General features: G+C 44.0%; 19 protein-coding genes. 18 read left to right on the top strand and 1 reads right to left on the bottom strand.

Annotation, left to right across the window (positions count from 1 at the left end):
• Positions 1–33 precede the first annotated feature (33 nt).
• Complete coding sequence (locus A361_RS25190; RefSeq protein ID WP_019380721.1) at positions 34–2,541, bottom strand: NEW3 domain-containing protein; 2,508 nt, start codon at positions 2,539–2,541, stop codon at positions 34–36.
• A 338-nt stretch (positions 2,542–2,879) separates the two neighbouring features.
• On the opposite strand from A361_RS25190, the gene A361_RS25185 reads away from it, so the two are divergent.
• The 18 genes from A361_RS25185 (at position 2,880) to A361_RS25100 (ending at position 25,121) form a co-directional block, all read left to right on the top strand.
• The gene (locus tag A361_RS25185) at positions 2,880–4,064 is read left to right on the top strand and encodes an ROK family transcriptional regulator (protein ID WP_236887946.1); all 1,185 of its coding nucleotides are present in this window, start codon (positions 2,880–2,882) and stop codon (positions 4,062–4,064) included.
• A 17-nt stretch (positions 4,065–4,081) separates the two neighbouring features.
• Positions 4,082–5,176 carry an extracellular solute-binding protein gene (locus A361_RS25180; RefSeq protein WP_019380723.1) on the top strand — a complete coding sequence of 365 codons (1,095 nt, stop codon included), beginning with the start codon at positions 4,082–4,084 and terminating at the stop codon, positions 5,174–5,176.
• Between the two features lie 14 nt (positions 5,177–5,190).
• A complete protein-coding gene (locus tag A361_RS25175) occupies positions 5,191–6,297 on the top strand; it encodes an ABC transporter ATP-binding protein (RefSeq protein WP_019380724.1) in 1,107 nt (368 codons plus the stop codon).
• Positions 6,294–7,985, top strand: a complete 1,692-nt coding sequence (locus A361_RS25170) for an ABC transporter permease (protein ID WP_019380725.1) — start codon at positions 6,294–6,296, stop codon at positions 7,983–7,985. The genes A361_RS25175 and A361_RS25170 overlap by 4 nt, the downstream gene beginning before the upstream one ends.
• 15 nt (positions 7,986–8,000) lie before the next feature.
• Positions 8,001–9,491 carry an argininosuccinate lyase gene (argH, locus tag A361_RS25165; RefSeq protein WP_019380726.1) on the top strand — a complete coding sequence of 497 codons (1,491 nt, stop codon included), beginning with the start codon at positions 8,001–8,003 and terminating at the stop codon, positions 9,489–9,491.
• A 105-nt stretch (positions 9,492–9,596) separates the two neighbouring features.
• On the top strand, positions 9,597–10,160 hold the full coding sequence (locus A361_RS25160) for a hypothetical protein (protein ID WP_019380727.1): 564 nt from the start codon (positions 9,597–9,599) through the stop codon (positions 10,158–10,160).
• A gap of 216 nt (positions 10,161–10,376) precedes the next feature.
• Positions 10,377–12,494: a BglG family transcription antiterminator gene (locus tag A361_RS25155; protein ID WP_019380728.1), complete on the top strand. Its 2,118-nt coding sequence runs from the start codon at positions 10,377–10,379 to the stop codon at positions 12,492–12,494.
• 13 nt (positions 12,495–12,507) lie between these two features.
• A complete protein-coding gene (locus A361_RS25150) occupies positions 12,508–12,777 on the top strand; it encodes a PTS sugar transporter subunit IIB (protein ID WP_009332100.1) in 270 nt (89 codons plus the stop codon).
• A gap of 121 nt (positions 12,778–12,898) precedes the next feature.
• On the top strand, positions 12,899–14,161 hold the full coding sequence (locus tag A361_RS25145) for a PTS ascorbate transporter subunit IIC (RefSeq protein WP_009332099.1): 1,263 nt from the start codon (positions 12,899–12,901) through the stop codon (positions 14,159–14,161).
• Between the two features lie 368 nt (positions 14,162–14,529).
• Positions 14,530–16,569 carry a sigma 54-interacting transcriptional regulator gene (locus tag A361_RS25140; RefSeq protein ID WP_019380730.1) on the top strand — a complete coding sequence of 680 codons (2,040 nt, stop codon included), beginning with the start codon at positions 14,530–14,532 and terminating at the stop codon, positions 16,567–16,569.
• Positions 16,566–17,984 carry a CoA-binding protein gene (locus tag A361_RS25135; protein WP_019380731.1) on the top strand — a complete coding sequence of 473 codons (1,419 nt, stop codon included), beginning with the start codon at positions 16,566–16,568 and terminating at the stop codon, positions 17,982–17,984. The genes A361_RS25140 and A361_RS25135 overlap by 4 nt, the downstream gene beginning before the upstream one ends.
• Positions 17,959–18,645 (top strand): CoA transferase subunit A, encoded by a 687-nt coding sequence (locus A361_RS25130; RefSeq protein WP_019380732.1) that lies wholly within the window; start codon positions 17,959–17,961, stop codon positions 18,643–18,645. Before A361_RS25135 ends, A361_RS25130 begins: the two co-directional genes overlap by 26 nt.
• A complete protein-coding gene (locus A361_RS25125; protein WP_019380733.1) occupies positions 18,632–19,288 on the top strand; it encodes a 3-oxoacid CoA-transferase subunit B in 657 nt (218 codons plus the stop codon). Before A361_RS25130 ends, A361_RS25125 begins: the two co-directional genes overlap by 14 nt.
• A 13-nt stretch (positions 19,289–19,301) precedes the next feature.
• Positions 19,302–20,300 carry a TAXI family TRAP transporter solute-binding subunit gene (locus A361_RS25120; RefSeq protein ID WP_033196513.1) on the top strand — a complete coding sequence of 333 codons (999 nt, stop codon included), beginning with the start codon at positions 19,302–19,304 and terminating at the stop codon, positions 20,298–20,300.
• A 31-nt stretch (positions 20,301–20,331) separates the two neighbouring features.
• Positions 20,332–22,299 carry a TRAP transporter permease gene (locus tag A361_RS25115; protein ID WP_236887944.1) on the top strand — a complete coding sequence of 656 codons (1,968 nt, stop codon included), beginning with the start codon at positions 20,332–20,334 and terminating at the stop codon, positions 22,297–22,299.
• Between the two features lie 11 nt (positions 22,300–22,310).
• A complete protein-coding gene (locus tag A361_RS25110; protein WP_019380736.1) occupies positions 22,311–23,156 on the top strand; it encodes a 3-hydroxyacyl-CoA dehydrogenase in 846 nt (281 codons plus the stop codon).
• Positions 23,157–23,167: 11 nt separating this feature from the next.
• Complete coding sequence (locus A361_RS25105; protein ID WP_019380737.1) at positions 23,168–23,947, top strand: enoyl-CoA hydratase/isomerase family protein; 780 nt, start codon at positions 23,168–23,170, stop codon at positions 23,945–23,947.
• A gap of 13 nt (positions 23,948–23,960) precedes the next feature.
• Positions 23,961–25,121: an acyl-CoA dehydrogenase family protein gene (locus A361_RS25100; protein WP_019380738.1), complete on the top strand. Its 1,161-nt coding sequence runs from the start codon at positions 23,961–23,963 to the stop codon at positions 25,119–25,121.
• Positions 25,122–25,123: the final 2 nt, after the last annotated feature.

Genomic DNA, 25,123 nt, shown 5'->3' with positions numbered 1-25,123 from the left:
AGAACAGCCGCATCCGCAGCTGTTCCTAATATGTTATTTATTTTGGCCATAGCTGATCAAGTTTGTAAAAATGCGGTAGCCTCCCGGGACCTGGCCTTGAATCTGGCGATAGAATACCAGGTTGGTATAAAGGTAGGTGCCTTCTCCGTAATCGGCCATGAGAATGCCGCCATCAAATGGCTCCTCGTTCGGATCACCCATGCGAATGAAGGTTTCAAAGCGGTCATCCCACTGCATTGGATAGTATAATCCTCTTTCCTGTATCCAGTTGGCCCAGTCGTCTTCAGTAATGTTATTTGGATAGTTGAAGAGCGGCGATTCAGGCTGCAGAACGGTAACAGGTGCATTTTCATCGGTTACCCTCCACCTGATGGATGGATTTCCGATAGTCAGCGGGTATGGCGCAGTGTCTTCCGTTACCCAGCCATCGTTTGGCTTATGGTATTGGACCACCATGTGCCCGCCATTTGCGACGTATTCCTTTAAACGTTCATTATTTGCTGTTAAGTCTTCACGCGACAGGTAGGCACGGATACCAACCACGATTGTATCGTATTGGCTTAAGTCCCCTGAAGAAAGATCGGTCTCAGTAAGCTTCGTCACATCAAGTCCTGCATTGGACAAGTAATCTGCCACTTTATCAAAACCGCTTTCAATGTAGCCGACCTTTAGGCCTTCTGGTGCCAGCAATTCAAAGGCGACCCCATTGACCTGGGCTGGATACAGGTAATAAAATGTTCCGATATGGTCATATTGAATTTCCTGAACTGTTGAATCAAAGCTCTTTCCATTTACGGCTGCCTCGGCGGATAGTTTAAAGTCACCTTCCTGAATATCCGCAGGCGGGCTCAGTGTAAAGGTAACCTCTTTTTCCTCCAATGAGGCTTCGAAGTTAACTTCAGCCTTTTCCGGGCTTACTGACCATCCTTCCGGAACATTTAAGGATACGGAAGCCTGTGCAGCTCCTTCACGGTAATTTTTCACTTTTACATTTACAGGCACTTCTTCCTGAACGTCAGCGGTATTTATAACCAGATCTTCAGGAGAAAGGGTAAGGCCAACGTCCGGCAGAACGGCAATGGTGCCATCCAGTTCAGAGACAGTCACTGTCTTTGCACCGGCTGATTCATAGCTGACCTTTGCCTGTATGGCAGGGGTTTCGTATGCGTGATAATACGCTGCATCAGCTGGAACTTGGACCTTAAAAGTAACTTCAGCCGTTTTACCGGGTGCAAGGTCAGCAGCCTTGGACTTATTAGAAACCTTCCAGCCCTCAGGAGTGATCAGTTCAACATCAGCATTCTTCAGCTTCTGACTGCCATTATTCGTTAAGGTAACAGTAACAGCCGTTTTCTGCCCTTTTGTCAGGATATTGGTCTCCGCCTGTGCATTAATCTCAAGGTCGGAGGATACCAGGCTCACATTCAGCAGCTGTTCTTTTTTCACTTCCAGCTTATGAAGAAGATCAGACTTCAGCTGGGAATCAAGCTTGGATTTCTCCGTTTTCTTTACTAAACGGTCTGCTTCTTTTAATGCTTGCTGCGTCTTACTGAATACCTGGCTATGGCTAGGGTAGCTGGAGATAATTCCATCCAGGCTTTTTTGGAATTTTGTAAAATACACCTGCAATGCTTTTTCTTTCTTAGGAAACGTTTTTGCCCATTCGTTAAAGTCATATGGGATACCGGCAAAAAGATCATTGCTGCCATTTGTTTCAACCGCACTATCTACTAACTCCAGATGCGTTTGTCTTGGCGCGACAGGGATGTCATTGCCCATTCCCTGGCTTTTGTGCATATAGCGTGATTCCTCGCCGATTTGCGGATAGGACATGCCGTAGATAGGATCAAGCATGCCTATTTCAATCGATGTATCTGCTGTATCTTTACTGTCTGCCGGCAAATAGAACTTCTTTGTCTGCCAGACGGATAATCCCTCTTTTAATTGTTCAGGAAAAATGTTAGGATCTGCGGCATCTTTGAAGGCTTCCTGGCTGAGAATGGTCATTGTGCGGTGGTGTCCGTGCTGGGTATCCGAGTCTCTGAAGGATGGCATGACGATATCTGGCTGGTAAGTACGAATAAAACGAATTAATCTTTCATAAGTAAGGTCCTTGCCCCAGTGGCTTAAGGTTTCATCCTTTGTTTTGGAAAAGCCGAAATCATAGATGGTATCAGAGGTTGTTTCACTCAAATGGTAGGCTTTAACTCCGGTGATCTTTGCTGCTTCAATCATTTCCCGGGAGCGGATAATTCCAAGGCCGTTCCCAAGCTCCTGCCCGATTTCATTCTGGCCGCCCTCGCCGCGGTTGGCAATCAGGCTTGAGGTTTTAACACCAAGTCCTCTTGATAAGTAAGCAAGAAAGTCACTGCGCTCATCGTCAGGATGTGCTCCTGTATTCAAAAAGCTGACTGTTGTGTCCAGCGGCTTCACTGCACTCCATAGGTCGGGGTCATGCTCTTCTGACTGGGCACTTCCGCTAAGAGGCAGAAGGGAGAGAATTAACGCTAAGGACAAAAAATAAATAAAGATTTTTTTCAATTCGTGTAACCCCTTTCGAAATGGTTTAACAGCGCTACTCTTACACTCCTTTCATCATGGGTCTAAAGCAGGTTAGTTAAACATCCTAACTAACTACCTACAACTACCCGCCTAATAAATTTCATAATAGGGTAAATCTGCTAATAATTCAATATTCTAAAAATTAATTTAATTAAAATCCTCCTTTAGTCATATAAATAATCGCAATTATCATAAAATTAAAAATGATGGGTTGTAAACGATTACCAGGTAGGTTATATTGAAGTTAATTAGTAATATTTACTAACCAAATCAATTAAGGCCGTGATGTGATGAATTTTAATGGGACACCGATGCAAATGAAATCAATCAATAAAAAGAGAGTACTTCAATGGATTCAGGAAAATTCACCGACTTCAAGGGCCGAGATTGCTGCGAAGATTTCCATAAGCAAGCCGACTGTTTCTTTACTGGTAGATGAATTGATAGGGGAAAAGTGGGTGTATGAAAAGGGGATAGGCGAATCGTCTTCACAAGGCGGAAGGAGACCGATACATCTATATTTCAATGAAAAAGCGGCTTATGTAATCGGAACAGATATCGGCGGCACGAAAGTAAAGACAGTCATTAGCGATCTCGGAGGCAACATTGTCCATTCCAGCAGTTTTTCAACCTGTCAATTTTTAGAATCTGGACTTTTAAAACAAATCGCCAAAGAAGTGCAGTCCATGCTGGAGGAATGCCAAATCCCCCTGGATCAAGTGCTTGGAATGGGAGCAGGGGTTCCGGGGATTACACAAACATCCAGCGGAGTCGTCTTGGAAGCACCAAGCCTCAACTGGATTCGATACCCGTTCTTAGCGGAAGCGAACAAATACTTCTCTTTCCCGGTTCATGTGGACAATGATGTGAATGTTGGAGCACTTGGGGAGCAATGGCTCGGAAATGCAAAAAATAAACAGAATGTTCTGTTTATGGCGGTCGGAACAGGTGTTGGAAGCGGAATTATTATCAATAATCAGCTATACCGCGGGTATGCAAATGCTGCTGGCGAGATGGGCTATATGGTGACGGATAAAACAGACATGAAAAAAGACTTTAAGCCAATCTTTCACCGCTACGGTTATTTGGAAAGTGTCGCCGGCGGAAAATCAATCGGAAAAAAACTGACGGAAGTCATTCAGCAGGATCCGGACCACCCTGCCTATTCTCAGGCAATAAAGGGAGAACTGCCGGGGGAAATGGCCTTTGCGCTTGCGAAAAAAGGCGACAAATTAGCCATTACGGTCATTGAAGAAGCCATTGAACATCTGGCCTATGGAATCATTAATGCCGCGAGCTTATTGAATCCTGAAGTCATTATTTTAGGAGGTGGTGTTCTAAAATCATCTGATTACATTTTGCCTAAATTGGACAGGATCGTGAATCACTATCTTCCAAGTTCAGTAGAATTAAAGATTTCAAGATTAGGTGATAATGCGGGAGTCCTGGGTGCTGTTTCACTCTTTTTGCGGGAGCATGATAGTATTATCAAATTTTCTTAAACGAGGGGGATTTTTCAATGAAAAATAAGAAAAGGGCATCGATTTTAACCACTTTATCCATTTCGGCTGCACTAATGCTTTCAGCTTGCAGTTCTGAACAGGGATCCAGCTCAAGCTCTGAGAATGAGCAGGGAGAGAAAGAGAATAAGCTGGAAGAAAAGGTAGTTATCTATTCACCGCATGGAAAGGATATTCTATCAAAGTTTGAACAGCAATTCGAGGAAAAATATCAGATTGATGTGGAATGGCTTGATATGGGATCACAGGAAATCCTGGACCGGATCCGCTCCGAGAAAAACAATCCACAGGCTGATGTCTGGTGGGGAGCGCCATCTGTAAACTTCGATCAGGCAAAGGATGAAGGATTATTAAAGCCATATGAGCCTTCATATGCAGGAAGTCTGGCAGAAGGCTTCCATGATCCTGAGTGGCACTGGTCCGGAACAAGTCAAACACCGGAAGTCATTATGTATAACAGCAAAGAATTATCAGAAGATGAAGCGCCAAAAGACTGGGATGAGCTTCTCGATCCGAAGTGGAAGGATGAAATCATCATCCGCTACCCGCTGGCATCCGGAACAATGAGAACGATTTTTTCAGCGATGATTTACCGTGACTTTAAGGACTCCAAGGATACAGCGGCCGGTTACGAATGGCTTGAGAAATTGGATGCCAACACGAAAGAATACGCAGCAAATCCTGAAATGATGTACAACAAGGTGGCCAAAGGGGAAGGAAAGCTATCTGTCTGGGCAATGCCTGACGTTGTCATGTTAAAAGAAAATAAAAATTATCCATTTGAATTCATCATTCCGGAAAGCGGAACACCCGTCCTGACAGAAGGGATTGCCGTTGTGAATGATGCTCCGCATCCGAAGGCGGCTGAAGCATTCTATGAGTTTGTCAACACGTCTGAAGCAGCCAAAATCCTTGCAGAGGAATTCTACCGCATTCCAACAAGGGATGACGTAGAGGGACTGCCTGAGTGGATTACAGAAACAGAGATTAAGAGCATGGATATCGACTGGAAGGTATTCCAGGAGAACAGCGACAGCTGGATGAAGTATTGGGATGAAAACATTAAGAGCGGAGAAAAAGAAATTAAAGAATAGGAAGTGTAATAGGTATGGCGTCCATAAACATAGATAATGTCCAAAAAGCCTTTGGAAAGGTTATTGCAGTCGATCATTTAAATCTGGATATAAAGGATGGGGAATTCTTTACCTTCCTTGGACCAAGTGGATGCGGCAAGACCACCACACTTCGGATGATTGCTGGATTCTATTATCCTACTAAAGGTGTTGTCCGTTTCGGCGATAAGGATATGACGCGTGTACCTCCTGAAAAGAGAAATACGGGCATGGTTTTCCAAAACTATGCCCTTTTTCCTCACATGACGGTGTTTGAGAATGTCGCTTTTGGATTAAGGGTTAGAAAACTTGGCTCCAAGGAGCTCAATATAAAAGTCAAGGCTGTATTGCAAAAGGTGAGGCTTGAGCAGTACGCCGATCGTCAGGTGAGCCAGTTAAGCGGAGGTCAGCAGCAGCGTGTCGCGCTGGCAAGGGCATTGGTGATTGAACCGGAGATTTTGCTCCTGGATGAGCCACTCAGTAACCTGGATGCCAAGCTGCGCGATGAAATGAGAAGCGAAATACTGAGATTGCAAAAAGATTATAATATCACCACAATCTATGTTACTCATGATCAGGCAGAAGCTCTATCCATGAGCGATCGGATTGCGGTATTTAACTTTGGGGTCTGCCACCAGGTGGGAACACCCTCGGAAATCTATAATGAACCAGCCAATGATTTCGTAGCGGGGTTTATCGGGGAAATCAATCTGCTTCCTGTGAAGATCAGCAGGATAGAAGATGAAAACATTCTTGTACAAGTGCAGAACGGTGAAAGTGCCAGTGAGCTTTCCGTCCGGAATGCCCCATTTAATTATAATCAGGAAAACAAAGGGAACCTGGCGTTATCCATTCGTCCTGAATCTATTAAAATACTGGAAAAAGAGACGGAAGGGAAAAATATCTTCAAAGGAATGGTTGAGGAAGTTCATTTCTTTGGCTCCCTCATCAATGTTGTGGTCAGGGCTGCAGGCCTTAAGCTCCAGGTGAATGCCCTGAATAGCGGCTTATCCAGAAACCTGCAGGCGGGTGCAGAGGTTTGGGTGGAATTGCCTGAAGAGCAGATGCGGATCATTCCTGTGGTGACTGGTGATGCATCATGATTAAGAATCGGGATACAAGGCTGACTCTGCTCCTCCTTATTCCGGTCCTGCTGGTTCTCATAGCTTATGTTCTATACCCCTCTTTACGCACCATAATGGAGAGCCTTCAAAAAGAAGGCAGCATGACGTTCGGGAATTACAGTGACTTCTTTACCCAGGAATCCAAGACCAATCTGGAAGCCCTGTGGAATTCTGTATATATTTCGGTATTAAGTGTCCTGGCCAGTGCACTGATCGGCATCCCGCTGGCATTCATTTTCAACCGGTATGATTTTCCGGGCAGAGGCTTCTTTGCATCGGCTGCCATTATGCCGATCGTCTTGCCGTCATTGGTAGGGGTAATGGCGTTCATGTTCCTGTATGGGGAAACCGGATTGATTCCCAATGCCATTAAAGACCTATTCGGGCTGGATGAAGTGCCTTTCAAAATAGGCGGTATATCAGGCATTTTGATAGTCCATGCATATACTATGTATGTGTATTTCTATATGACTGTTTCATCAGCCATTAATAAAATTGATCCATCTCTTGAAGAAGCTGCGTATAATCTGGGGGCCAATCGTTTTAAAGTGTTTTGGAAAGTAACCTTTCCATTATTGACACCGGCTATTGTAGCCGCATCTTTATTGGTGTTTATGATCTCAATGGCATCCTTCAGTGCGCCGTTTCTCCTGGCAGGAGGATTCAGGGTGCTGAGCCTGCAGATTTATTTTTCGAAGATTAATGGCGATATGGAAGTGGCCGCCACACAATCGGTTATATTATCGGTTGTATCGATCAGCTTCCTGCTGTTTATGCGCTGGTACCAAAACCGCAAGGATTACCGGATGGCATCTAAAGGAATTGGCGCCCATCGCAGTGAAGTCAATAATCCTGTTTTGAAGTGGATACTGGTCTTTACAGGAATCGTGGGAGTCATCATTCTGCTGCTTCCGCATTTCACGATTCTCCTTCTATCGCTCGTACCGGACGGAACTTGGACGTGGCAGACCTATCCATCGGTATTTAATTTTGAAAATTATCGTTTATTGTTCCAGGATCCGAACATATTCAGGCCATTGAAAAATAGCTTGATCCTGTCGGTTATCGCTACAGCAGGGAACCTGGTCTTTGGGGTATTGGCATCCTATGTGCTCGTTAAACGGAAATTTGTCGGAAAAAGCTTTGTGGATATTTTAGTTATGATTCCATGGGCTTTGCCGGCTACCGTTATCGGGATGAATTTGATTTTTGCTTTTAATGAGCCTACCATCTTCTCATTTGGCAACATTCTCGTCGGCACATTCTGGATTTTGCCTCTGGCCTATTTTATCCGCCATATTCCATTGGTCGTCAGATCCACCAATGCTGTACTGGAGCAATTGGATGATTCCATAGAAGAAGCCTCAAGAAGCCTTGGGGCAAAGTGGTTCTATACGTTCAGAAAAGTAATCCTTCCGATTATTATGCCAGGGGTTTTATCAGGAACATTACTGGCATTTGTTGAGTCAGTCGGTGAATTTCCGACTTCGGTATTGCTGTATACCCTTTCAAACCGCCCTATTTCCATCGAGATTATGAATCAGCTGAGAATGTTCAATATGGGCCAGGCGGCAGCTTACGGTATGATCCAGATTACTTTAATCGCACTGGTTCTGTTCATATCAAACAAGTTTTTTGGAGTTAAGGCTGAAAAATCATTGTCTTAAAACGGAGTTGAAAAAATGAGCAAATTAGAAGAGTTTATTAAAAATGAAGGCCTTGTCTTTCCCGGCAAAACATATGCAGAAGAACTGCTGATGCCCGTTTTTAATGACCAGCGGGACTATCTGTTCCATGTCATGTTCGATATTCATCGGGCACATGTGATCATGCTGGCAGAAAAGGGGATCATTCCTGAAGAAGAAGCAAGAACCATGCTGGAAGGAATTAATAAAGTGGCAATGTCAGACACCAGCTCATTATCCTACCAGCCTCAATTTGAAGATCTCTTTTTTATGATGGAAGCGAAAATAGGAGAAGAGATTGGCGATGAATTGGCCGGAAAAATCCACATTGCCCGGAGCCGGAATGATATGGGGATCGCGATGTACAGGCTGGTGCTTAGAGAACATTTGCTGCAGCTCCTTGGAAGTGCTTATCAGCTTAGTGAGGCATTGCTGGAGCAGGCTGAAGAGCATAAAGAGACCTATATGACCGGCTATACCCATACACAGCCGGCCCAGCCGACCACTTTGGGGCATTATCTCCTGGCTGTTTATGATGTTCTCCAAAGGGATATTAAACGGCTTTGGGCTGCTTATAAAACCGTTAACAAATCCTCGCTCGGTGCAGCGGCTCTTACGACGACCGGTTTTCCGATTTGCAGGGACCGCACCCGTGACCTATTGGGATTTGAAGGAATTATTGAAAACTCGTATGACTCGATTGCGGGAGCAGATTACCTGCTGGAAACCTCATCAGCCCTGATGACCTGCATGGTGAATACCGGCCGGTGGATCCAGGACTTCCTTCAGCATGTAACAAGAGAGTTTGGCACCTTCCAGGTGGCGGATCCTTACGTGCAGGTAAGCAGCATTATGCCTCAAAAAAGGAACCCGGTTTCCATTGAGCACTCCAGATCCATTGCCAGCAGCGCCTACGGTGAAGCATATGCAGCCATGAACATGGTTCATAATACGCCATTTGGGGATATCGTTGATACAGAAGATGATCTCCAGCCTCATCTGTATCGCGCTTTTACGAATGCCAATCGGGTATTAAAGCTGATGTACGCAGTGATTGCCACTTTAAAAGTCAATAAAGACCATGCAAAAGAAATGGCCAAAAAGTCGTGCATCACGATCACCGAACTGGCGGACACTCTGGCAAGAGACTACAGCATACCGTTCCGGAAGGCTCACTCCATTGCCAGCTATATTTCAAAACAAACCGTGAAGGATCAGAAAGAACTGTGCGACTGGAAAGTGGCGGACGTAAATGAAGTCATTCAGGGATATGTCCCTGTTGCCCTGTCAGAGGAAGAGTGGAAGAAAATCATTTCTCCTGAATACTTTGTGCAGATCCGCAGCCTTCAGGGAGGACCGAATCCGGATGAGGTCTCGAGAATGATCAAGGATCGGAATGAAACCCTCACAGGGGATCTGCTGAGCTATGAGGGGACTGTGAGAGGGCTTAAGGAGAAGCGGGAGAATTTGATTAACTTTACATTTTAATTTGAAAAGCGAATTTCGCTGAGCATATGCGGGATTCGCTTTTTCTTTTTATCTTTTATTTCTTGAAAAATATAATATGATAAGAATTAGAGGGGGGTGAGTGAGATGAAAAAAAGTTTACTGGCAGTACTCAGCTTAGGATTAATATTCGGTGTAATTTATTTTTTGGCTTCATACACCGCAGAACCTGCAAAGCCAGTTATCCCTGCTGTTTCCCTGGAAAAGGATATCTGTGAAAGAGTTTCAGAACAATTTGGCGAAGACTGCCAGCGGATTCTTTTGGTTGACCCCCATTCACGCTTGGTTTTTGCAGAAACCAATTCGGGAATTATCCCTGTTCTGACCAATCAGGAATTTACAGAATTTAAGAAGTTCATATATCCGATGATGGATTTCCAGGAATTCAGCGAAGAAAAAGGAGATAGGGGAGCCATCGACTGGCGGGCAGATAATAAATCTGAGAAGGATTTTGCCATCCTATATGGATTTGCTGAAGATGATGCCAAGACCATCATAATTAACAGTGAGGGAAATATCCAGCCAACCCGCTTTCTTGTTCGGGATAACTTGTGGGTTTGGTATGCTGTTTTCGAGAAAGATGAAATTAAATTGCCGGTTGAGGTTACAGTTTATGATGCAGATGGACACATTGTTAAGGGAAATGAATAAGCATATCCTCCACTTCCTATTCAATCAGGAAGTTTTTTTTTTTTCAGCTGATTATCCATGAGTCCAATCCTTGCAAAAACCACCTTACAGAATTCGGACTTCAATTTGTGTAATACAGGAGTATAATACGTAGTAAGCAGACAATTCGATGAATTTAGAGTCTGACTTTTTGCAAACTTACTATTATAGAATCAGTTAAAGGAGGGAGCGCTCCCGATGATTCTTGACCAGCGCTGCATGACGATCTTGACGAAAATGGTCCATGCGCCTACACATGTTTCTCCGCAGGAGCTTATGGAAGAATTACAGATTTCCAAGCGGACCGTTTATTATGATGTTGACAAAATTAATAGCTGGCTCAAAGACCAGGGTTTAGATGAGCTGAAGTATATCCGTGCTGCTGGATTTTTTCTTGATGAAGAAGAAAAGCAGCAGGTTAAACAGCGGCTGCATTCGTTTGATAAAGCTGCCGGTTATGAGTTTTCACGAAAAGAAAGAATGGCCTGGACTGCCATACTCATCCTGACCCGCGAGAAAACCATTTATCTGCAGGATCTGATGGATAAGCTGGGTGTCAGCAGAAGTACGCTTCTGGCAGATATCAAGGAATTAAAAAAGCAGCTTAACCAGTTCCAGGTTCAGTTGAATTTCCATAAATCTTCAGGCTACTTTATTGCCGGTGAGGAGCAGGATAAGCGGAAAATGCTGATTTACTGCCTATCACAGGTTTTAACCAATCGCGGCTGGAATGATCTATTATCCGAAGTTCAGTTAACCATCCAGGACACGCCTGGACTGTCACCTGAAATGTTTCAGCGTACTGATTTAGAAACGATCTATGAGATTCTGAATGAAAGTGAATCATTTTCCGGTGTTCATTACACAGATGAAGTAATGGAGACGCTGAGTGCCCATATATTTATGCTGATCAAAAGGTTTAACCAGGAAAAATACATCAAGATGGATCCTGTTGAAAAACAGGTCATTAAAGAAACAAAAGAGTACACCGCTGCTCGATTTATTTGCCGGAAAATTGAAAGCGGTTTCCAGCTTGAAGTTCCTGATGATGAAGCCTGTTATCTTGCAACCTACCTGTTGGGTGCGAAAATAAGCGACTATGATACACATGAGCTGGAAAACCAGGACCTTGATATCCTTAAATCAATGGCAGTAAGAATGGTCGATGATTTTCAAAAATATGCGTGCGTATTTTTTCAAAATCGGAAGGAGCTTGAACGGAATTTATTGATTCATTTAAAGCCCGCTTACTTTCGAATCAAATATGGGATCGAACTGGAGAATCCATTATCCAAATCTGTACAGGAGTCTTATCAGGATCTGTTTATCCTAACCAAAAAAGTGGTTCATCATTTTGAATACGTGCTGGGCAAAAAAGTATCTGATGATGAAGCGGCCTATATTGCGATGCACTTTGGAGGATGGATTGATAAAGAAGGCGTCAGGGTGGAAGCCCGCAAAAAAGCAGCTGTGGTGTGTGCCAGCGGAATCGGCACGTCCCGAATCCTTCAGAAACAAATTGAAGATCTCATGCCGTTTGTCGATGTGGCGAATGTATACACCGTCCGTGAATATGAGAAAGCGTCCCTGGCAGATTTGGACTTTGTCATTTCGACAGCGCCAGTATCTCGGAAACATGTACCGGTGCTTATTGTAAATCCGATTCTTAACCCGTCTGAGAAGGAATCTCTGCTTAAGCAGGTTCAGGCATCAGAAAAAAGGCCGAAATCAGAAAACATAGACGCATTGATGGACATTATCCGGAAGCATGCAGATATAAATGACGAAAGCATGCTGATCCAGGAATTGAAGGTTTACTATCAATCAAATAAAGAAGCAAAAAGTGAGGTGGATCAAAAGCCAATGTTAAATGAAGTTCTAACCGCCGATAAAATTCAATTTGCAGATTCGGCTGCAAGCTGGCAGGAAGCACTGCAAATGGCATCACAGCCGCTATTGGCCGATCAATCCATCAGCCAGCATTATATTGATGCCATGATTGAAAACGTGAATGAAATGGGACCATATATTGTCATCGCGCCGGGAATAGCCCTTCCTCATGCCCGCCCTGAAGCTGGCGTGAACAAGCTGGGAATGAGCTTCCTGCAATTAAAGGAAAGCTGTGCTTTTTCGGAAAAGCCGGAGCATCAGGTAAGATTATTCTTTGTGCTGGCAGCCATCGATAATGAAACCCATTTAAAAGCATTATCCCAGCTGTCTAAAATGCTGTCTGACAGCGATAACCTTGAAAAACTGCAGAATGCTGATACTCAAGCTGACGTATTAGAAATTATTAACCAATATTCACAAGACTAAGGAGGAAATAAAAATGAAAAAAATTCTGGTAGTGTGCGGAAACGGACTTGGAAGCAGCTTTATCGTAGAAATGAACGTGAAAACAGTTTTAAGCCAACTGGGAGTGGAAGCAGATGTTTCACATACTGATTTAACTACGGCTAAATCTGAAAAAGCGGATATCTACCTGGGATCTAAAGACCTGATTTCCACTTTGGATGACGGAACAAGAACGATCATTGGTTTGACAAACATCCTTGACCAAAACGAGCTAAAAGCTGCATTGGAATCCCATTTATCATAATAGAGAAAAAAAGAGCAGGCGATAGACTCGCCCGCTGAAAAATAAAAAGAACAAATACAGTATAACCTGAAAAACTGTTAGATGAAAGATAGATACAGAGGATTTAAAAGGAGGGGTAAACATGTTTGATTTTATCATGAATGATATACTGGGCACGCCCGCCATCCTGGTTGGTTTATTCGCCTTGTTTGGCTTGCTTCTGCAGAAGAAGGGCATTGCCGATGTTATATCAGGTACGCTTAAAACGATTATGGGCTTTCTCATCCTGAATGGAGGAGCAAGCATCTTAATAGGCTCACTTGATATTTTCGGAAAAATGTTTGAAAAGGCTTTTCATATCCAGGGCGTTATTCCGAACAACGAAGCCATCGTAGCGATTGCCCAGCAGACATTTGGGAAAGAAACTGCGATGATCATGCTTTTCGGGATGGTCATGAACATAATAATTGCCCGTTTTACACCGTTTAAATATATTTTCCTTACCGGCCATCATACTTTATTCATGGCTTGCCTGATCTCAGCTGTATTCGCAACTGGCGGAGTAACAGGGCTTCCGCTGATCATTATCGGGTCTATTATTCTGGGATTATTAATGGTATTCATGCCTGCGCTTGTCCAGCCGTATGTACGCGAAATCACTGGCAATGACAGCATAGCTGTCGGCCACTTTGGATCTTTCGGCTACTTTGTTTCCGGCTTTATTGGAAAGCGTGTAGGGGATAAATCCAAATCGACGGAGGATATCAAAGTGCCAAAATCACTTGGATTCCTGCGCGATACATCTGTTGCGATGTCTCTCACAATGACGATTCTCTTCCTGGTTGTGGCGCCGATCGCCGGAAAAGGCTATGTAGAATCTGAATTGAGCGGCGGAGTTAACTTCCTTGTATTCTCGCTCATGCAGGCCATTACGTTTGCAGCTGGTGTATATGTAGTCCTTGCCGGTGTGCGGATGCTGATTGCAGAAATCGTTCCAGCTTTTAAAGGAATCGCTGATAAAGTGGTTAAAGATGCGAAGCCTGCCCTTGATTGCCCGGCAGTGTTCCCTTTTGCTCCAAATGCAGTTATTATCGGATTCCTATTCAGCTTCGTAGCTGGTTTGCTTTCCATGTTCCTTCTTCCATTATTCGGCCTGAAAATAATTGTGCCAGGCCTGATTCCGCACTTCTTCACAGGTGCAGCGGCAGGGGTTTTCGGAAATGCCACTGGAGGCAGACGAGGAGCAATGATCGGAGCATTTGCCAACGGTCTATTAATCTCATTCCTTCCGGCCTTATTGCTGCCGGTTCTGGGATCACTAGGGTTTGAAGGAACTACTTTTGGAGACTCGGACTTTGGGGTTGTGGGGATTTTATTGAGCTTCCTTATTAAACTATTTTCTTAATCTAGTTATTATGGGGACTTCACTTTGATGTGGAGTCCCTTTTTGTTTTTTTTGAAAAAATTGTACCAGGCCTGTCGCCAACGAGGCTCTCCTTTCTATTTATTAAATTCAAGTAGTGTTGCTAAAACGCAACGAAATTAAAAGGATAAACAGGATAAATAGGTGCTTTTCCCTTTTGCAAACTTGTTTTATTCAACCTTTAATGCGTTGCCGCAACACCTGTTGCGGTATTGCAACATTTTTTTAGTGGATATATAGTTTAAATATTACAAAATGTGAGAAATATCAGCATTTTATTAATTTTCTAATGTTGGCATACTTCTTGCATTAATAATTTATGAGTGAATCACTCAGAGGGAGCGGGAAAATTGTTAGTAAAAGACGCGATGACTCGTACTTCTATTAAATTTTTTGAAAACGATTACATCGATAGAGCTGCAAAAACCTTACTTGAATCCCATATGAAAGGCGGGCTGGTCTATAACGTTAGAGATGAGTTAGCGGGATGCTTTACAGAGCATAATCTATTAGAAGGTTTGTTAAATCAACATAAGGTACTATCAGAAATTTACCAGACTGACTTTTGTTTCCTTAACGAAATGGATGAATTAAACAATATAAAGCTCAATGATCAGGAAATCTGGCCAATCCTTAATAAAAGCAGGCAGATCACCGGTTTCCTGACAAAAGAACAGTATCTGGCCGCCTATGCCAGAACTTCTCAGGTGGAGCTCAATCGAATGGATGCTATTTTTAATTCGGCACATAATGGGATTCTTTCCATCGATTTGGAGGGAAGGATTACCTCAATGAATCCTCCGGCAGAAAAAATGGCTATGACAACTAAGGAGAAAGCCCTTGGCAAGTTTTTGACAGATGTTGTCACTCCAAGCGGGTTATTGAATGTTATCCGTACAGGAAAGGGACATACAGAAAAGTACCGGGTAGGAAAAAGAAAATATTTAACCCATCGAACACCGCTCTATGATGGCAAAACTCTTGTGGGAGCGGTTGGTGTCTTTCAGGATATTTCAGAAATCGAATTTGTATCGAGTGAACTTGAATCCGTCAAGCAGCTCTTGAAGGAACAGGAAACGATACTGGATAACTCTACAGACGGAATCTGCATTACCGATGGGGAAGGAGCCATTATTAAATGCAACCAGAGCTTCAGGCAGCTTTTTGATGTAAGAAATGAGAGTCCTGACTACATAAAAGATATCGCCCGGCAGGTAGAAGCTAAGGGCAGATCGCATAACATCATGGAAACAAGCAAAGACAATAAAAATTCATTAATTATAACGGCAAATCCCATTAAGAACAGCAGCAATCAAATTGATAGAGTTGTTATCAATGTGAAGGACATGACTGAATTCGATGCGCTCAGAAGTGAGCTGGCAAAAACAAAGTCGATATTGGAGCATATGCATCTTTCCGAGAGATCGGAGACGTTCATAGCCAAATCACCTGAAATGGAAAGGCTGCTTGAGACCGTTCAGCAGGTGGCAAAGGTGGATGTAACGGTTCTATTATCAGGTGAATCGGGAGTGGGGAAAGAGGAAATCGCCAAGCTGATCCAGCAGTCGAGTCCGAGGTCGGAAGGGCCATTTATTAAGGTGAATTGTGGGGCTATTCCTGAATCACTGATGGAGTCTGAGCTTTTTGGATACGAAGGCGGTGCCTTTACAGGTGCCTTAAAAAAGGGAAAAGCCGGTTTATTTGAACAAGCAGATAATGGAACCATCTTTCTGGACGAGATTGGGGAAATCCCAAACCACCTGCAGGTCAAGCTTCTAAGGGTATTGCAGGAAATGGAGATTAACAGGGTAGGATCATCCAAAACGACAAAGATTGATGTGCGGGTAATAGCAGCTACCAACAGGGATCTTAAAGAATTGGTTGTGGAAGGAAGTTTTCGGGAGGACTTATTTTACAGGCTGAATGTTATCCCCATAGCAATTCCGCCATTAAGAAGAAGGGTCGAAGATATTCCAATCCTAATTGATGCGTATGCAAGGATGTTTGCAGCAAAATACCACAAACATCTCAAATTCACCAAGAAAGCCATACAGGTTCTGACTAATTATCAGTGGCCAGGGAATGTAAGGGAACTCGTCAATATGATTGAAAGAATATACGTAACAGCTTCGAATCCCGAAGTGGGGGAGCAGGAGGTTCTTTCTTTATTTAGCAAAGGCGATAACCAAGGAATGAGTCAGGATCAAGCCATTGTCGTAAATCAGTTATTACCGCTAAAAGAAGCTGTAGATCTGCTTGAAAGAGAGCTGATCTATAAGGCGTCACAGTCAGAGAAATCCTATCGGGGCATTGCCCGTGTGCTGGAAGTGAATCCTTCTACCATTGTTCGAAAGGTAAAAAAATTAGAAGGGGGATTATTAAAATCATGAGATCATTGCAGACGCTTGTTTCCCCTAAAAGCATTGCCATAATAGGAGCTTCGGAAAGGTTCCATCAAAATGCGGGACGTGTCATGGTCAATCTTCAAAAATCAAAGTTTTCCGGGGAGATTTATCTTGTAAACCCAAACCATGACACCATTTCGGGAATTCACTGCTATCCGAGTGTGCTGGAGATCAGTGAAGAAGTCGATTTGGCATGTGTAATTGTTCCTTTCAAACATACCCCTGACATCCTAAGAGAATGTGTAAAAAAACAAGTGAAGAGTGTCATCATCATCAGCTCCGGCTTTTCTGAAAGCGGGCCGGATGGAATTTACAGGGAAGAAGAGCTGAAGGAAATTGTTAAAGGTACAGAAACGGCGGTTTATGGGCCAAACTCACCCGGATTTTATCATTTTATAGGAAACTGGGGAATCTCTTTTTCACCCCGTTTTGAACCTAAGAATTTTCATAAGGGATCTGTTGGATTGATCAGTCATGGAGGAAGTTTAGGCCGGGCTGTACTTGATGCCAATGAAAAAGGCCTCGGTTTTTCCTATTGGCTGTCACCTGGAAATGAGATGGATATCACGATTAATGACTGCTTTGAATTTTTAATTAGTGACCCATCAACAGAAACCATTCTATTAATCATTGAATCTATTTCTGAGGAGGAGCGTTTTTTCCGGCTGCTGCACCAGGCCTATATCGAACAGAAGCCGGTGATCCTGCTGCCAATCGGCCATTCGGAGATTTCAAGAATTGCCGTTAAATATCACCTTGGAAGAAACAATGATTACTCCATTCCCTGGGATATGGTCAATCACCCAGGACTGGTAAAAGCCGAAAGCATTGATGAAGTGGTTGCTCTTTCATGGCTGTTTGATACATACCAAAAGGCAGCAGGAAAGCGTACGGCTATCTTTTCCTGGGCAGGGGCTACTTCCATTTATCTGGCGGATTTATGCGATAAGTACGGGATTCCGCTTCAGCCCCTGTCATCAGAACTTCAGCAGAAAATGAAAACAATTACAGGTATAGAGAAGTCATTCATGAATCCTATAGATTTGACCACCATTGTATACGATGATCTGTCAAAATTGACAACCTGTCTGGAGGTGCTTCATAAATCGGGTGACTTTGATAATATCATTGTTCCTTTCCCTTTCCAGGTAGACTATCAAAATGAAATTCTTTCGGAACAAATGAAAAAGCTGATGGAGGAAGGAGATAGTATTTTTATTCCGATTTTCATGTCGCAGGGATACCAGGGGGAGCTGGCCATTGACATATTAAAGGAAACAAAGAAACCTTACTTCTTTCATGAAAATACAGCCATCAAATCATTGTCTGCTTATATAAATTACTCGGAAACCCAGAGACAAGAGGAGGAACATAATGAAAAAACAATTAAATCCTGCTGATGCACTGCAGTTCATTAAAAGCGGCGACACATTGCTTGTAGGAGGATTCGGCCTATCGGGAACACCGCTTACTTTAATTGATGAGCTGGTGAAATCCGATAAAGAAAACCTTACAGTCATCAGCAACAATTTAGGTGAGGAAGGGAAGGGGCTCGGAAAACTGCTGGTGGCAGGGAAGCTGAAAAAAGCGAAAGGCTCTTATTTTACCACTAATCGAGATGCCGTTAAGGCCTGGTCAAAAGGTGAACTGGAGATTGAATTAATTCCTCAGGGCACATTGGCAGAAGCCATCCGGTGCGGCGGGGCAGGCATCGGCGGCTTCTATACGAAGACAGGTGCCGGGACCAAGCTTGCTGAAGGGAAGGAAGAGAAAGTGATCGATGGCGAATCCTACATTTTTGAAAAAGCAATTAAAGGGGATGTAGCCATTATTAAAGCACTTAAGGCTGATACACTGGGAAATCTGATTTATGACAAAACAGCGAGGAACTTCAATCCGGTTATGGCAACGGCAGCGAAGGTAGTTATAGCTGAAGTGGATGAGGTTGTGGAAGCTGGTTCATTTGCACCGGAAGAAGTGGTAACCCCTCACTTATACGTAGATTATGTCGTAATCAATCAATATGTAAAAAAAGGAGGGAGATACATTGAGTCTATCTGACAGAATTAAAATCGCCAAAAGGGTAGCACAGGAATTGAAGGAAGGAGAAATTGTCAATCTGGGAGTAGGCATTCCAACCATTATTCCGGATTACCTCGATGACAAAAAGGTTTACCTTCAATCAGAAAACGGTCTTCTCGGGATGGGTCCGACTCCGTCTGATGACGATATTGATATGGATTTGATCAGTGCCAGCAAGAAGCCCGTTTCCATGGACACAGGGGCATCACTCTTTGATAGTTCGGATTCTTTCCTGATGATTCGCGGAGGACATATCGATACTGCTGTATTGGGAGCTTTACAGGTCGATGAAACGGGAGAAGTCGCCAATTGGGCAGTGCCCGGAAAAACCATTCTTGGAGTGGGAGGGGCCATGGATTTAGTTGCGGGAGCCAGGCGGATGATTATTGCTTCCATGCACTTGTCTAAAGACGGTAGTCCGAAAATTGTGAAAAAATTATCCTTTCCAAGCAGCGGTACAAGAAAAGCAGATATGATTGTCACCGAACATGCTGTATTTAAGTTTCTTGAAGGAAAAATGTACCTCATAGAAAGGCTCTCCGATGTTTCGATCGAAGCGTTGCGGGAGATGACAGATGCTGAATTTCATGTGCTGGAAAAAACCAAAATGGAAACAAACTAAGGGGGAAAATAAGGTGAAAAAATTATTGGCAGTGTTGATGGCTTTTATGTTAGTCGTATTGGCAGCCTGTTCTTCGGATGAGGCGGGAAGCAGCGGTGAAGCAAGCGGAGGCGGAGGAGCAGAGGGAGCCCCGCGGGATATGGCCTTCGGATCTGCAACAGTTGGCGGTTTCTGGTACACATTGTCAGGGGCGATGGGAGAGAAAATGAAGGAAGTTTACCCGGAATCCTCCGTTACGGTAGTGGAGGGCGGCTCTGTTTCCAATCTTTTGGGCTTAGCCCAGGGCACATTTGCTCTTGGATTCAGTAATGGACAAACGGTACCTGAGGCATTGAATGGAATCAATGCATTTAAAGAAAAAGTCGATAATGTCAGCACCGTTGCAACCCTGTATCCAAATGTATTCCATATCGTTGTTCGGGCAGACTCTGATATTAAATCCGTAAAGGACTTAAAGGGCAAGAAGGTTAGCCCGGGAATTAAAGGATACAGCGGAGAGCTGGCATTCCTGGATATTTTAAAACTGAATGACATGAGCTACGACGATCTTGGCGGCATTGAATATATCGGAACGGCAGATGGAGCCGACCTTCTGCGTGACGGACACATCGATGCGATTGTCGGAATGGTTTCTGCACCGGTTTCCACATTCCAGGAGCTGGATACAACCCTCGGAATTCGTCTGATTCCTTTGGATGATGAAACAGTTAAAGGCCTTCATGAGTTAAATGAAGGATATTTGGAATATGACATTGAAGGCGGCACTTATTCTAATGTGAAAGAAGATGTTAAAACGGTTGCTGGCTATACGGTTCTGCTGGTTAATGATGATCTAATGGACGAAGAGTCAGTTTATAAGCTGACAAAAATGATGGTAGAAGAAAAAGATACATGGACGACATTATCCCCGATTATGAAAGACTTTAATGCAGAGTATTCAGTGCAAAACAATGTGGGCAAGCTGCATCCGGGAGCAGAGAAATATTACAAGGAAGTCGGGGCACTTAAATAAACCTAAATAATCCTTTTAAAAAGAAGGTGAAATGATGTCTAAACACGACGTAACGGAAGCAGAAGCTTCAAAAGTGATTGCGGAATATGATGAAGATGGAAATCTGAACAGCAAGCTGCGCCTATTAAAGGGCGCAGCTGCCAAAATCATTTCCATTATTGCCGTTTTAATGTCTCTTTTTCATTTGTATACAGCTTTCTTTGGGGTATTCGAATCGATCCTGCAGCGGTCGGCACACTTGGCCTTTGCGCTGGCTTTAACATTTGCCATTTATAAGCCTTCCAAGAAAGCGGCAAAAAATGAAAGCATCCCCTGGTATGATTGGCTGTTTATGATTTTGTCCATTGCTTGTTATTCCTATTATGTGATGAATTCACAGGTCATTTCATCGCGGATGAGTTATATAGAGCCGCTGACAGCACTGGAAATTGCCATAGGAATCATATCCGGTCTGCTGCTGATTGAGGCAACACGCCGCGTGATTGGAAATACACTGGTGATTATTATTTTCATCTGCATCGTTTACGGAGTTTGGGGTCATCTGATTACGGGGTCTCTTTCCCACCGAGAATTTACCATGATGTGGATTATTGATCACCTCTTTTATACGGTAACTGGTATTTTCAGTACTCCTTTGGGGGTATCTGCAACTTTTATTTTCCTATTTATCCTCTTCGGAAAGTTCCTGGAGGTTTCGGGAGCAGGTCAATTTTTTATCGATTTATCAGTGGCTGGTATGGGGAAATATCGTGGAGGTCCTGCCAAAACGGCTATCGTGGCCAGCTCCATTTTGGGAACCATTTCAGGGAGCGCTGTTGCAAATACGGTTACAACTGGTGCCTTTACGATTCCATTAATGAAGAAAACCGGCTATAGAAGCCACTTTGCAGCTGCGGTTGAAGCGGTTTCCTCTACTGGAGGCCAGATCATGCCGCCGATCATGGGGGCTTCGGCTTTCATCATTGCTTCCTATTTAGGTGTGCCTTATATGGACATAGCCGTAGCTGCGTTAATTCCTGCAGTCCTTTATTACTGCTGCCTGTATTTCCAGGTCGATATGAGGGCAAGGCGTTTGGGGCTTGTTGGTTTAAAGAAAGAAGAACTTCCCAAGGTTTCGAGTGTTTTGAAAACCGGATTCATGTTCTTTATCCCCTTAGTAGTGATTGTGGTCATGCTTGCATCCGGCTCTTCACCAATGAAGGCTGGTCTTTACTCTATCGGCGTGACGATATTGGTTGCAGCTTTAAAAGGGGCAACAAGATTATCTTTTTCAAAGATTTTCAAGGCATTGGACTTAGGAGCCAGAGCTGCCATTGAGACAGCTATTGCCTGTGCGGCATCCGGTTTTATCATCGGAATTATTGGGCTTACCGGGATTGGCCTTAAATTCAGCAGTTTGATCATTGAATTATCCGGCGGCATTTTAATCATTACGCTTGTATTCACGATGATCACGAGCATCATTCTTGGAATGGGGCTCCCGACTGTTGCGGCATACATCGTACAGGTTCCGCTTACCATCCCTGCATTAATCGAGCTGGGTGTATCCCCGCTTGCAGCCCATATGTTTGTTTTCTATTTTGCAGCACTATCTGCCATAACACCGCCAGTAGCACTGGCTGCATTTGCGGCGGCGGGGCTTGCCGGTTCCGAGCCGATGAAAACAGGCTTAACTGCAGTAAAGCTTGGCCTCGCGGCATTTATTGTCCCTTATATGTTTGTATACGGGGAAACCTTGCTTCTTGTTGGAGACGTTCCGGATATTATTCTATCTGTTGCAACCTCCATCATTGGAATTATTGGGATTGCCTGGGCTGCAGAAGGATGGCTGTTCCGCCATTCATATTGGTATGAAAGAGCCGTTCTTTTTATCGGGGCTCTTCTGATGGTCAACCCGGGATTTTTATCAGACATCATCGGCTTTGCCATCCTGGCGGCAATGTTTTTATATCAAAAGTTTGTACCTAGAAATACAGTGGCCAATACATTATCAAACTAAGGGGGAACAGAATGAACACCATCACAGTAGTAGGTTCAGGTGTTATGGGAAAAGGGATTGCTTATACCTGTGCCATTTCGGGATTTGAAGTTTACTTGAATGACATTAATCTGGAAATAATAGATAAAGCCAAAAACGATATTTATAGCTTATTGGAAGGCAGCCTTCAAAAAGGGTTTATTTCAGAAGACCAATATGGGAAGGCAAAAGACCGGCTTCATTTTGAAACAGATTTAGAGGCTGCTGCGGAAAATGCAGACCTTGTTATTGAAGCAGTCCTGGAAAAGATAGAATTGAAGATTGATATTTTTAAAAAGCTGGACAGCATCTGTTCTCCGGAAACCATTCTGGCCACCAATACTTCAACAATGAGTCCAACGGAAATTGGGGCACAAACATCACGGCCCGATAAGGTGGTGGCCATGCACTTCTTTAATCCGGTCCACAAGATGAAGCTGATTGAAATTATCCGTGGACTGGAAACATCTGATGATACGGTCCGCATGGTGAAAGAAGTCGGTGAAAAGCTTAAGAAGGAAACCGTTGAAGTGAATGAATTTCCGGGATTTGTGACTTCCCGGATGAATTGCCTGATCGGCAATGAAGCCATGAACATGCTGATGGAAGGAGTAGCCTCTGCTGAAGATATCGATAAAGCCCTGAAGCTGGGGCTTAATCACCCGATGGGCCCTCTTGCTCTGGCGGATTTAGTAGGCTTGGATACCCGGCTGCGCAATATGGAGTATTTATATCAGACACTTGGAGAAAAGTACCGCCCTTGTCCGCTGCTTATCAAATATGTAAAAGCCGGACGGCTGGGGAAAAAGAGCGGCAGCGGATTCTATCAATATTCTTAAGGGGTGAGAACGTGCATCAATACGAAAATCTGCTTGTTCAAATCGAACAGGGGGTTATGTGGCTGACCATTAACCGTCCTGAACAGCGTAATGCATTAAATCAGGAGACGCTCCAGGAGCTCGGAGATGCCTTTAGCTGGGCAGAAGCAAATGATGAGGTGAGATGCATCATCATCCAGGGAGCAGGGGAAAAGTCCTTTGCAGCGGGAGCGGACATAAAGCAGCTTCATGAAAGAAAAATGCTTGAGGCATTGATTCCGGGCATGCAGGGGCTCTACAAGAAAATTGAACAGTCCAGCAAAGTAACGATTGCGGCGGTAAAGGGGTATGCACTGGGTGGAGGTTGCGAGCTGGCCCTTGCCTGCGATATTCGAATCGCAGCGAAAAAAGCAAAATTCGGCTTGCCAGAGCTTAACCTGGGCATCATTCCTGGTGCAGGCGGGACACAGCGCCTGTCCAGGGTGGTTGGCAAGGGAAGGGCACTTGATATGATCCTAACCGGCAAAATCGTTGATGGAGAAGAAGCCGAAAGAATCGGGCTTGCAACTTACCTTACAGCAGATGATGAACTGGAAAGGAAAGCAGAGGAGGTTGCCTCTCAGATTCTTAAAAAAGGCCCGGTTGCTATCAAGCTGGCAAAGCTTGCCGTACATAAAGGCTTTGATATTGATCTGGAGACAGCCATGCTGATTGAGAAGCTTTCACAGGCTGTAGCCTTTGGAACAGAGGATAAAAGAGAAGGTACATTAGCATTCCTAGAAAAAAGAACGGCAGCATTTACTAACCAATAAGGGAGAGACAGAAATGGACTTTAATTTTTCAGAAGATATAAATTTTTTAAGAGAAAATGTGCGTAAATTTGTAAAAGAAGAAGCAGAGCCGTTGGCGATGGAAATTGAAGAGAAGGATATGATACCGGAGAAGCTGGTGGAGATGTCCAAGGAAATGGGCTTATTCGGATTAAGCATTCCCGAAGAATATGGCGGGCTCGGGCTTGACATGGTCGGAAAGTGCGCCATTTATGAAGAGCTTGGCAAAACACATAATGGCTATACCACTTTAATAGGGGCACATACGGGAATCGGCTCTGTCGGAATAGTGGAGCTTGGTACAGGAGAGCAAAAGCAAAAATATTTGCCGAAAATGGCAACGGGGGAATGGATTGGCGCTTTTGCTTTAACGGAACCGAGCGCCGGCTCGAACGCTGCGGCATTGAAAACGACTGCTGTCAGAAAAGGGGACAAATATATTTTAAATGGATCCAAGCATTATATTACTAATGCAGTTGACGGCCATGTCTTTACCGTAATGGCAGTAACGGACCGGGCAAAAGGAGCGAAAGGAATTACTTCCTTTATAGTTGAAAAAGACTTCCCCGGCTTTATCCTTGGGAGTGTTGAACAAAAAATGGGGTTAAGAGGATCCCATTCGGCTGAGCTTTTCTTTGAAAACATGGAGGTTCCCGCCGAGAACGTCCTTGGTACAGAAGGACAGGGATATATCAATGCACTGAAAATCCTCGCCAATGGCCGAGCTGGCCTGGCTGCCAGAAACCTTGGCTCCTGCGAAAAGCTTCTTGAGCATTGCCTGCAATATACGCAGGAACGGGAGCAATTCGGCAAGCCGATCATCGAGGTGCAGGCTGTTCAGCATATGCTGGCAGAAATCAGTATGCAAATCGAAGTGCTTAGATCCATGACTTTCAGAGTTGCCTGGATGACCGATCAAAAAATGAGGGTTGTGAAAGAGGCTGCCATTGCGAAGCTATTTGCTTCAGAGGTATATAACAAAGTGGCAGACTTAGCTGTGCAAATCCATGGCGGAATCGGATATATGAGAGACTATCCAATTGAACGCTACTACAGGGATGCGAGAATTACAAAAATCTACGAAGGAACCTCTGAGATTCAGCGCAATATCATTGCGAATGAGCTTAAGCGGGAATCTTCCTATGTGGGGGTGTAAGG

Origin of the sequence: Cytobacillus oceanisediminis 2691 (genome assembly GCF_000294775.2) — a bacterium.
Lineage (GTDB): Bacteria > Bacillota > Bacilli > Bacillales > Cytobacillaceae > Cytobacillus > Cytobacillus pseudoceanisediminis.
This window is presented reverse-complemented; position numbering and strand designations above follow the sequence as displayed.

Excerpts from the sequence above, each read along its gene's own strand:
- A361_RS25185 (WP_236887946.1), top strand. The coding sequence starts at position 2,880 with ATGAAATCAATCAATAAAAAGAGAGTACTTCAATGGATTCAGGAAAAT.
- A361_RS25180 (WP_019380723.1), top strand. The coding sequence starts at position 4,082 with ATGAAAAATAAGAAAAGGGCATCGATTTTAACCACTTTATCCATTTCG.
- A361_RS25175 (WP_019380724.1), top strand. The coding sequence starts at position 5,191 with ATGGCGTCCATAAACATAGATAATGTCCAAAAAGCCTTTGGAAAGGTT.
- A361_RS25170 (WP_019380725.1), top strand. The coding sequence starts at position 6,294 with ATGATTAAGAATCGGGATACAAGGCTGACTCTGCTCCTCCTTATTCCG.
- argH (WP_019380726.1), top strand. The coding sequence starts at position 8,001 with ATGAGCAAATTAGAAGAGTTTATTAAAAATGAAGGCCTTGTCTTTCCC.
- A361_RS25160 (WP_019380727.1), top strand. The coding sequence starts at position 9,597 with ATGAAAAAAAGTTTACTGGCAGTACTCAGCTTAGGATTAATATTCGGT.
- A361_RS25155 (WP_019380728.1), top strand. The coding sequence starts at position 10,377 with ATGATTCTTGACCAGCGCTGCATGACGATCTTGACGAAAATGGTCCAT.
- A361_RS25150 (WP_009332100.1), top strand. The coding sequence starts at position 12,508 with ATGAAAAAAATTCTGGTAGTGTGCGGAAACGGACTTGGAAGCAGCTTT.
- A361_RS25145 (WP_009332099.1), top strand. The coding sequence starts at position 12,899 with ATGTTTGATTTTATCATGAATGATATACTGGGCACGCCCGCCATCCTG.
- A361_RS25135 (WP_019380731.1), top strand. The coding sequence starts at position 16,566 with ATGAGATCATTGCAGACGCTTGTTTCCCCTAAAAGCATTGCCATAATA.
- A361_RS25130 (WP_019380732.1), top strand. The coding sequence starts at position 17,959 with ATGAAAAAACAATTAAATCCTGCTGATGCACTGCAGTTCATTAAAAGC.
- A361_RS25115 (WP_236887944.1), top strand. The coding sequence starts at position 20,332 with ATGATGTCTAAACACGACGTAACGGAAGCAGAAGCTTCAAAAGTGATT.
- A361_RS25110 (WP_019380736.1), top strand. The coding sequence starts at position 22,311 with ATGAACACCATCACAGTAGTAGGTTCAGGTGTTATGGGAAAAGGGATT.
- A361_RS25100 (WP_019380738.1), top strand. The coding sequence starts at position 23,961 with ATGGACTTTAATTTTTCAGAAGATATAAATTTTTTAAGAGAAAATGTG.